The 7,610-nt window shown below is 60.5% G+C and carries 5 protein-coding genes and 2 pseudogenes; 2 read left to right on the top strand and 5 right to left on the bottom strand.

The annotated features are described in order from the left end of the window. From AB9K35_RS00145 to AB9K35_RS00130, 4 genes and pseudogenes are all read right to left on the bottom strand, one after another. On the bottom strand, positions 1 to 1,752 hold a 1,752-nt coding region (locus tag AB9K35_RS00145; protein WP_369923910.1), incomplete at its 3' end, for a hypothetical protein. A gap of 186 nt (positions 1,753 to 1,938) precedes the next feature. Further along, positions 1,939 to 2,478, bottom strand: coding sequence for a helix-turn-helix transcriptional regulator (locus tag AB9K35_RS00140; protein ID WP_369923908.1), 540 nt, complete (start codon positions 2,476 to 2,478; stop codon positions 1,939 to 1,941). A gap of 232 nt (positions 2,479 to 2,710) precedes the next feature. Then, positions 2,711 to 3,484 (bottom strand): LamB/YcsF family protein, encoded by a 774-nt coding sequence (locus tag AB9K35_RS00135; RefSeq protein WP_369923907.1) that lies wholly within the window; start codon positions 3,482 to 3,484, stop codon positions 2,711 to 2,713. Beyond that, positions 3,481 to 4,509: pseudogene (locus tag AB9K35_RS00130) on the bottom strand (biotin-dependent carboxyltransferase family protein). Before AB9K35_RS00130 ends, AB9K35_RS00135 begins: the two are co-directional and overlap by 4 nt. Positions 4,510 to 4,604: 95 nt before the next feature. Between AB9K35_RS00130 and AB9K35_RS00125 the strand changes: the two are divergent. Continuing rightward, positions 4,605 to 5,611: pseudogene (locus AB9K35_RS00125) on the top strand (integrase core domain-containing protein); the annotation flags it as partial. 732 nt (positions 5,612 to 6,343) lie between these two features. On the opposite strand, the gene AB9K35_RS00120 reads toward AB9K35_RS00125, so the two are convergent. After that, positions 6,344 to 7,240, bottom strand: a complete 897-nt coding sequence (locus tag AB9K35_RS00120) for a LysR family transcriptional regulator (protein ID WP_369923905.1) — start codon at positions 7,238 to 7,240, stop codon at positions 6,344 to 6,346. 85 nt (positions 7,241 to 7,325) lie between these two features. On the opposite strand from AB9K35_RS00120, the gene AB9K35_RS00115 reads away from it, so the two are divergent. Beyond that, positions 7,326 to 7,610, top strand: a 285-nt coding sequence (locus AB9K35_RS00115; protein WP_369923903.1) for a CoA transferase, incomplete at its 3' end; no start/stop codon positions are given.

Genomic DNA, 7,610 nt, shown 5'->3' with positions numbered 1-7,610 from the left:
GAGCAGGTCCCACCTTCCCGGGTTGGCTTCGATCAGCAGCGAGGCCAAGCCGTGGCGGAAATTATGCGGGGTCATCGGCAGGCCGGCAGCACGGGTTTCGCGCTTGAACCAGCCGAGAAAGGTCTCGTAGGGCAGATTGCCCTCCGCAATAATCCCTGGGAATAGGAAATCGCTGCTATCCGCACCCGGATACAGCGGACGGATCGTTTCCATGTACCATTCGATCACTTCAAGCCCGTTCAGGTTGCCGCGTTCGATCGGCGCCCAGATCTCACTGTCGTTCTTTGTGTGCTCCGGCGACAGCGTGATTGTCGCGTGATCGGTCATCCTGCCCGGCAAGTGGAATGTGATATTGTCGCCGCGGATCGCAAGCGCCAGCGCGTTGTCGATGCGGATCGGTGCCCCGCGGGTTTCGAGCGCGCAGACGGCTGACACCGAACCAATGGAACGCACCTCCTCGATTTCCCTCTTGGTCATCGCCCGCCCATCCGCCGTGTAGTTGTCGAGAAGCTCTTGGGCCCGGTTGCGCAGCTGCACGTGCAGGGAAAGGAAGGTCAGGGTCAGTTTCTGCGATCCCAGCAGAGTTTCACAGAAAGTCCGCGCGCCGGGTGACATATGGCTGCCCTGCTTCTTCCCCTGCTTCAAAAACCGGTTGTTTGCGAGCTGCGCCTTAATCGCATCCGGCGGCAGGCCGTTTCGCGCCATCACGACATAGATGGCCTTCAGGTAGTCATGTGCCGTTCGGGCGGTGATCCTGCCGGCCCCATCCATGTCAGACGACCACCTGCGCACGACCTGGACTGCATTTTCAGGAGAAAGAAGTTCCCTCAGCCCGAGGTCCGTCTCCAGACCAGCGCATTCCGACAGGGTGCTGACGAACTTGCGCAGCGCTGTGGTCTTGAAGGACTTGTCATCCTCAGAGGTCCCTTCCTCGTATCTATCCTCGACCGGATCGTATTCTCCACGCGTCGCGTTGAGCACCCAGTCTCTGATTTCGGCGGCGACGTGATCCGGGATACCCGGCAGGATGTTGGCACGCAGAACCGCGGGTTCGGCAAACGGCTCAGGTGGAAGCAGCGGCCGTACCGACGACAGGTACCGGAAATGATTCAGTTGCCGAAGAGCGGATTGCAGGGATTTCCATTCATTTGATCCCAAACGTGTCCGAAGCCCGGACAGCCATTCCTGGGAAATTTGGCTGGGCTCCTTGCCATGCTGCCGGGCAAGATCGGACAGCTTCCGGATAGGAATCAGCACTTGGTGCGGATACATCGCCTCTTCGGGCATGCCGGTGAGCGGCTCCAGAGCACCGATCAGCTCCGCCCAGGCGTCTTGTCGCGCCCGGCGCTCCTGTTCTTCCGCAATCTGGCCGGTAGCGCCCTTAATGGCGGCCTGTACCTTGCGCCGCCAGGCTTTGTAGGCCTTTTCCGTCTTACCAAGACCAGGCCTGTAACCCTTCAGCGGGAAGCGTTTGTGAAACTCTTCGAGATCGGCAGGGATATCACGGAGGGCACGGTGATCATACCGCTCCTCGCATTTCTTCACTGGATTGACGTAGTCGTCCTTATTGTACGCGATGGTCCAGTCCAGCACGTCCTGCATGGTCACCGGCGCGATGGGTGTGAAAAAGCTCATGAAGGCCTCTTTTCTTGTCCGCTGAATGACAAATTGGCCGTTATTCCAAAAACCGAAGCCGAAAATGACAAATAATCCTCCACTTGCCACTTCCGAAATTTCGGGGGCGTTTGTCATTTTGTCCGCTCGGCCTGTCATCTGTCCGTTGTTCGGCCAATTCCGTGCCCAGGTGTCATTTTCGCGGGAGTGTTGCTGATAAAATGGGCAGGGCGGCACCCTGCTGACAGACAAAAGAAAACCTCCTTTCCGGGTGCGGAAAGGAGGTAGGTCCCGGGAGGAGTTTCAGGAAATCCCGGTTCTGGTTCAGCCTGGTTTGGGCGGTACCATGAACAAAGCAGCTGCTGAGGGTGACGGAGACAATGCGGCCTCGGCCTCTCTGCGTGCTTCTTTGGGCGCTCCAGTTCTTTTTGCCTGTCCTGGGATGAACGAAAGGTTCTTCTGTTCCCGGCCGAAGGGCAGCGGTTCCCCCAAGAGCCAGCTTTCGATCTCTGCCGGGAAAAACAAGCGCTTTCGCGGACCAAGCTCGATATACGCCGGAATGGTTTTATCCCGGTGTTCACCATTGCTGCGACGGCGCGTTGTCTTTGCGCTCTCTCCCAACTTTGCGGCCACCTGTTTCAGATTCAGCAACGGGATTTTGAGATCCTCCAGATTTTCTGCAGTCTTGAGATCAAAACCAAGCGCGCGCCAGATCCTGATCCAGGGATAACCCCGGCCCCGCTTCGGGACACCCATTTCGCTCATGACATCCGGCACAGCAGTGCGCTCTACCTGGAAGAACTTGGCGAGGTCCTTGACCGTCGCCAAGTCCGGCTTTTCAATTTTTCGGTCTGAATGTGACATCTGCCCTCCAAGTCTGAAGAGAAGATGGGGTTAGGTTTGAGATCGAAAAATCGAATTTAGAATATGTCGATGGCCTCCGATTGGGACGAAAGGGCGGATACCGGACATTCTCTGCAAGCGCGAACCGATCAAGCGGCAACGTTGAAAGCTGACTTCCGCATTCGCTGAAACCACCGAAGAACCGTTTTTGGCTTCGGTACACCTCTCCTTTGGGAACTTGTCAGCCTCTCAATCAGACAGTAGCGCCCTCGAAACTGGCCAGCGAAATATCGGCAATTTCCAGTGCGGCACGCATCATTCTGGCTAATTCGATCGCCTCGGGCGTGTCGCCATGCAGGCAGATGGAAACGATCCGGGTTGGAATATGCTTGCCGCTTTCGGCGATGATGGCCCCGACCTGCACCATCTTAACTATACGTTCGCTGGCGGTTCCCGGGTCGTGGATGACGGCATCAGGAAGGCTTCGATCGACCAGTGTGGCATCGTCGTTATAGGCGCGGTCGGCGAAGATCTCGCAGGCGGCCTTGCAGCCCAACTCGGCAACCGCTGCCTGCTGGGCGGTGCCTGCCAGAACCATGATTGTGATCTCAGGTGCAACCGAAAGGGCAGCACCATAGCAAGCCCGTGCCATGGCCTGATCTTCGGCAGCCATGTTGGCGAGCGCACCGTGCAGTTTTAAGTGCCTCACCTCACCCCCGGCAGCGCGCGCCATGGCCCTCGCGGCACCAAGTTGATATCGGATTAGGTTGCCGAGACTTTCATGCGACAGCGTCATGCGCCGCCGTCCAAAGCCCTGCAGATCGGCAAAGCCTGGATGGGCGCCGATGCCGACGCCGCGCTGGACAGCGGCTCGCATCGTCCGGTCCATCACGTCCCAGTCTCCTGCGTGGCACCCGCAGGCGATATTGGCCGAAGTCACGATGTCCAGCAGGGTCTCATCATCGCCCATGATGCAAGGGCCAAAGCTCTCGCCCATATCGGCGTTCAGATCAACGGATTTGCTCATGAGACTTCCCTTTCAAGATCGTCCCCCGCGGTCATGCCGCTGATGAGTTGATAGGATAGCAGATCGTGCATGGTTCGAAGGTCCCGGATCAGCGGGCGTAGGCTGCGCCGCAATCCCTTGCGTCGCTCCCTTTCACGCCGCTCGGCCTCGACTGCCTCTTCCAATGTCACGAAGCGAAAGCGCAGGCCGGTGCCGGACTGAGCCTGGGCAACGCGGGGCAGATCGGCAGGCAGGACCGAGCCGATGCGAGGATACCCCCCGTGGTCTGGCATTCGCTAAGAAGCACGAAGGGGGTTCCGTCACCGGTTATCTGGATGTCGCCGGGCACGATGACCTCGGACAAGACACTCAGCCCAGCCTCATTGTGAAAGCCGTCGCCCCCGGGGCAAAAGCCGCACGCCCATGCGATGGCCGCGGGCGTCGCGGTGGAATTCGGTCGCCTCGAAACGGGAGATTTCCGCCGGATCGAAAAATTCGGTCTGAAGGCTGGGCACGACCCGAACCGTCCCGTCGTCAAAGCGTGGGTCTGGGTCTATCCCCATTCCGATGGCATCGGACTTGCTGTCCGCACCAATCGGTAGCCGACAATCGGCTTCGATCGGTGCGCCAAGTTCGGCTGCCAGATGCGTACTGCGGGCACCCAGCCGTTCGGGCACCGCCACACCGCCACCAAGGTGCAGATAGCCATAGGTCCCGGCCTCGGAAGCGCCGATGGAAAGCCGCGTGCCCGCAGGCAGCAGGTGACTGGCATTCCAGGCAATGCGGGCGCCGTCGATACTGGCGCGCATTGGTGCCCCGGTTAGTGCGATACGGGTGTCTTCGGTTACCTCGAACTCGCCACCCATACCTGCCATTTCCAGGGCGGCGAGGCTTTCATCCTGCCCCAGCAGGGCCGCCCCTTCCGCGAGCGCCAGGCGGTCGGCAGCACCGCCACGGGACAGGCCGAAGGCGAGGTATCCGGGACGACCAAAATCCTGTACCGTCACGCCCGGTCCGGCGCGGTGAACAATCAGCATACGGCTCATGACAACACCTCGAAGGTAGCGCCGCCATCGGGACCGCTTACGCGCATCGCAGCCAGTTTTTCCGCCGTGGTCGTCGTGAACATAACCTCGTCGCCGGCATGGAGGTGTCGGAGGCCGCGCGGCTGAAAGCACTGGAGGATGAGAACGCCAAGCTGAAGCGGCTGCTGGCGGACACGATGCTCGACAACGTGGTTTTGAAAGACCTGCTGGGAATGGAGGCCGCCAGCCCGCCATTGGTTCGAGGGCAAGGCCGACACTGACGGCACCGAAGGAGCGGCGAGAGGCAGCGCTCAACGCGATGCGGGATCATGACATCTCGCAGCGAAGGGCCTGTCGGCTTGTCGGTGTCGACCCCAAGACGGTCCGGCGCGAACGCCCGCCCGACCATCCTGAGATTCGCCAGGAGATGAAGGAGATCGCAGGCAAGCGCCGCCGGTTCGGCTACCGGAGGATCGGCGTGCTGCTTGAGCGCAAATGCATGATCATGAACCACAATAAACTGTACCGCCTCTATCGGGAAGAAGGCCTTGCGGTGAAGCGGCGGCGGGGCCGCAAACGCGCCCGGGGCTCGCGCACGCCGATGCCCGAAGCCACACGGCCGAATCAGCGCCCCCTCTCGGCAGATTGCTCCGCAATCGCCTGCCGGGCAGCGGGATCCCTGGACTTTCTGGCGGACAGCTTCGGCGCATCAAGGAAGTTCCGCATCTTGGCCATAACCTCTCAGCGGCCAATCTTCCCGACGTGCTACGGGACGGAATTCACCAGCCGGGCAATTCTGAAATGGGCCGATAGGAACGGCGTGGATTGGCATTACATCGACCCAGGAAAACCGCAACAGAATGCCTTCATCGAATCATTCAACGGTAGTCTGCGGGACGAACTCCTCAATGAAGAGCTGTTCGATACCCTGGACGATGCCCGCCGTAAACTGGCGCTGTGGCGCTACGATTATAGCAACGTCAGGCCGCACTCTTCGCTGGGGAACAGAACGCCAAAGCAAGCGCGGCAGGCGCTTGAGCTATTTGAGGGCTCCGCGCCTGCCGCGCTTGCCAAGCCCGAAACCGACGACTACCAAAATCAAACCCGCAGACTCTCGTCATGAGCGAGGGACCCGCGGGGGGCAGGTCATGCACAAAAGCTTATCTGGAAGCTCTCGCGGAAGATGCCAGATAGAGCCGGAGGGCGGCTTGCACCGTGCCCTCCGGCCCCCAACCGCCTATGCGGCGACTTACTCAACGGACATGGTGTCGTCTGCGTGGTATCGGAAATGGTTTTCCGAGGCTTTTCTCAGCCGCCTATGCGGCGGCTCACGAGATGGAGCCCGAGGGTGGCCTGCGCCGGGCCCTCCGGCCCCCAACCGCCTATGCGGCGGCTTACTCAACGGACATGGTGTCGTCCGCGTGGTATCGGAAATGGTTTTCCGAGGCTTTTCTCAGCCGCCAATGCGGCGGCTCACGAGATGGAGCCCAAGGGTGGCCTGCGCCGGGCCCTCCGCCCCCAACCGCCCATGCGGCGGCTTACTCAACGGACATCGTGTCGTCCGCGTGGTATAGGAAATGGTTTTCCGAGGTTTTTCTCAGCCGCCTGTGCGGCGGCTCACGAGATGGAGCCGGAGGGTGACCTGCGCCGGGCCCTCCGGTCCCGGCAATCCCCCCCGATCTTGGGGCACTATCCATTTGCAACGCACGCGTTTGAACGTCCGCACTGGGGAAGCTGCGCCGCAGCGGTGATCCATCTGGCGAAGGTCAGGAAAGGGCCGGTCATGAAATGCTGGAGGCAGAACAAAAGACGCAATTCATGTTGCCGTGGATTGGCCCCGGATATCTCTTGGCGCTCAGGTCGCCGGGTTAAAATAGGCTTCAGAAAAGGCGGTAAAAGCTTGGGTGATTGGCCGCTTGAGCGCCGCGCCGCGATGAGCAAGGGCGACCTGATGCAGCGGCGGGCGGCCGTCGAGTGGAACCCGGATCACTGGACTGCCATCATAGCACGGACCGTCTGGCAGGTCGGTCGCCAGAAGGCCAACACCAAACCCGTTGGCCACCATTGACCGCAACATTTCAATCGAAGCTGTTTCGTGTGTCACCCGCACCGGAACACTTGTATTCTGCAACAGAGACAGAAAATAGCCCCGACTGTGGGGCAGGTTCATCAGGATGACCGGCTCCTGCACCAGATCCTCGGAGCAAACGCTGGGTTGCTGTGCCAACCTGTGCCCCTTCGGCAGCAGGGCGTAGGGCTCCACGGCCATCAGAGGCGTGATGACAAAATCCGACGGAATACCGAAATCGTACAGCAGCGCCATGTCAATCCTGCCTTCGCTGAGCCAATCGAAAAGTGTTTGCAGGTCGCCTTCAAGGATGCGGATTTCGGCGTCGGGGCGGGCGTCCAGAAAGCGGCGCACCAGCTGCGGCGCATAGCGCGGGCCGAGCGTTGAAAACACCCCCAGATTCAGGAACTCCGGCGTGCCCTCACCGCCGCTCAGCACCCAGCGGGCCTGTTTCTCCAGTTCGCGCAGCTGTGCAAGCTTGTGTTGACCGAACGGGGTCAGCTCCATCCCGCGCCCGGGGATGCGGATAAAGAGCTTCTGTCCGAACACTTCTTCGCAGCGGGCAATGGCCAGCGAAACCGAGGGCTGCGAGGTGTTCAGCGCGCGGCTCGCCGCGGCGGTGCTGCCAGTGTCCGCGACCGCCAACAGGATTTCAACCTGGCGGAAGTTCAATGGTATATTCAATTTTGCATACCCTTAATACTCATCCCGTATTTCTAAATATACCAAACCGGACGCTATCCTCCAGCAAGCAACTGATGGGGGGCGCATGTTCGAAGATGGCAAAACGGCAGGCCGCAGGCCGCTGGAGAGGGTCCGGGTTCTGGACTTTTCCCGGGTTCTGGCTGGGCCCTATTGTACGGCGCTGATGGCCGATCTGGGCGCGGAGGTGATCAAGGTCGAGCCCCCCGCGGGCGATGACTACCGCCACATCGGCCCCTTCAGGGACGGCGAGAGTCTGCTGTTCCAATCGGTGAACCGCGGCAAGAAATCCATCGTTCTGGATCTGAAATCCGAGGACGGCGCGGCGGCGGCGCGGGCGCTGGCGGCGGAG

Source organism: Leisingera sp. XS_AS12, assembly GCF_041224635.1.
Classification (GTDB): domain Bacteria; phylum Pseudomonadota; class Alphaproteobacteria; order Rhodobacterales; family Rhodobacteraceae; genus Leisingera.
Note: the sequence above shows the minus strand (reverse complement) of the source record. Positions and strands in the feature narration are given on the sequence as shown.

What these genes read in the sequence shown, in the direction of transcription:
- AB9K35_RS00140 (WP_369923908.1), bottom strand. Translation starts at nt 2,478, where the DNA reads ATGTCACATTCAGACCGAAAAATTGAAAAGCCGGACTTGGCGACGGTC.
- AB9K35_RS00135 (WP_369923907.1), bottom strand. Translation starts at nt 3,484, where the DNA reads ATGAGCAAATCCGTTGATCTGAACGCCGATATGGGCGAGAGCTTTGGC.